At 48.1% G+C, this 260-nt stretch carries 1 protein-coding gene; it reads right to left on the bottom strand.

Going from position 1 to position 260, the window contains the following annotated elements:
• The coding region (locus ACT3QP_RS15195) for an IS3 family transposase (RefSeq protein WP_444526083.1) at window positions 1-260 on the bottom strand (260 nt) is incomplete at both ends.

The raw sequence follows: 260 nt of genomic DNA, 5'->3' as shown, positions 1-260 counted from the left end.
GCTTCATTAATCGCTCTACGGTACACCGAGCAACCTTTAACCCGTCAGCTTTCATCTGCTGCCATACTTTACGCGCACCGTAACGGCATTTGCTGTCCTGCCAAATACGTTTAATCTCGCTGAGATAATAGTCGTCATGCTGACTGCGCAGTGAACGCTTGTGTGGGTTGTCGCTTAAGTCTTTAGCACGATAATAAGTTGACGGGGCAATCGGTAGGACTCTACAGATCAGCTCGACCCCATAAAGGTGTTTATTGTCG

This window comes from Psychrobacter sp. AOP7-B1-24 (genome assembly GCF_052376215.1).
Taxonomy (GTDB): domain Bacteria; phylum Pseudomonadota; class Gammaproteobacteria; order Pseudomonadales; family Moraxellaceae; genus Psychrobacter.
Note: the sequence above shows the minus strand (reverse complement) of the source record. Positions and strands in the feature narration are given on the sequence as shown.